Origin of the sequence: Rhodococcus sp. A14 (genome assembly GCF_011603105.1) — a bacterium.
GTDB lineage: Bacteria > Actinomycetota > Actinomycetes > Mycobacteriales > Mycobacteriaceae > Rhodococcus_F > Rhodococcus_F opacus.
Map to the genome: position 1 here is coordinate 1 of NZ_JAAOQS010000269.1, position 1,232 is coordinate 1,232.

Below are 1,232 nucleotides of genomic sequence, written 5' to 3' on the forward strand. Positions count from 1 at the left end.
GGCGGTCGCGAGCACGTCGGGGGCGGCCTTGCGCAGATACGGCAGCCGCATGCGGGTGCAGATCTTGGCCAGCTCGTCCGGGAGGGGCGGCGCCGAATTGCTGTTCATGCGCCCACCCGGCCCCATCCGGCGGTGCCGGGTTGCGTGGAGTGGGTTTCGTCGGCCACAACCACAGGTCCGGGCTGTGCGGCGGCGGCAAGGTGGTCGAGGATCGAGGCGAGATCCCCGTCGCCGAACCGGCCCGCCGCCGCGGCCACGGCCAATGCCTGATCGACCCGTCCGGCGTCGAGGACGTGGGCGAATTCGACTGCCCTGGCCATCTTGTGGCGGATCCGGACGACCCCTCCGGCGGCGGCCTCGGTCAGCCAGCGGTGTGCGCCCTCGCCGAGGGCGAGGAAGTCGATCTCGGCCGCGGTGCGCGGGCGGGGTTTGGGCAGGCGCAGCACCGATCCGTCGTCGGGGTGATGCGGATAGTGCGCGGCGACGATTCTTGGGTTCCCCGGGGTGGACAGTCGGTGGCGGGCGATCTCCGCGACACCGCTTCCGGTGCGGGCGACGATCACCAATTCGTCGCCGGTGACCCGGCACCACACCTTCGTCCCTTGGTGCCCGTCCGGGGTCGAGTACCGCACGTTGCCCCAGCTGACGGTCTGGTCGAAGCCGACGAGGCGCTCCTCACCGAGGGCAAGCAGATGCGGATCCTCGGGCAGCACGTGCAGCCGGCCGAGTTCGGTGGCCAACCGCTCGGCCGGGGCGGCCCCGACGGCGCGGTGCGGGCGGGCGTTGACCTTCTCGCACCACCGCTCACATGCGTCGACGAGCTCGGCGAAACTCGGGTATTCCTCGAGCAGGTTCGCCTCGGTCGGGACGAGATCGGCCTTCGCGATCTTGACCGTGTGCTGGGCGCCGCCCTTCGATTCCGGGTCGAACGGTTCGCACGTGTGCACGACGCAGCCGTAATGCCTTCCTGCGGAGACGATGTCGGGGTGGCGGACGGGGACGCCGGCGATCCGGTCCATCGTGACGGTTCGGGGATTGTCGGTCAGCAGATACGTCGGTGCCCGACCGATTCGGCGCAGCGTGGTGTCCAGGCAGGCGATCAGCGTCGGGAGCTGCTGGTCCCACGCCGGCACCACGACCCGAAACCTCGACCACGACAACCATGCGCAGAACAGTTGGGTTCGCCGGCCACCGACCCGCGGGCCTTCGCCCCAATCGAACTGCAGCCACAT

Annotated in this window: 1 protein-coding gene; it reads right to left on the reverse strand. The window is 70.3% G+C overall.

Going from position 1 to position 1,232, the window contains the following annotated elements:
• Window positions 1–104: 104 nt before the first annotated feature.
• On the reverse strand, window positions 105–1,232 hold a 1,128-nt coding region (locus G9373_RS45320; RefSeq protein ID WP_167121335.1), incomplete at its 5' end, for a DDE-type integrase/transposase/recombinase.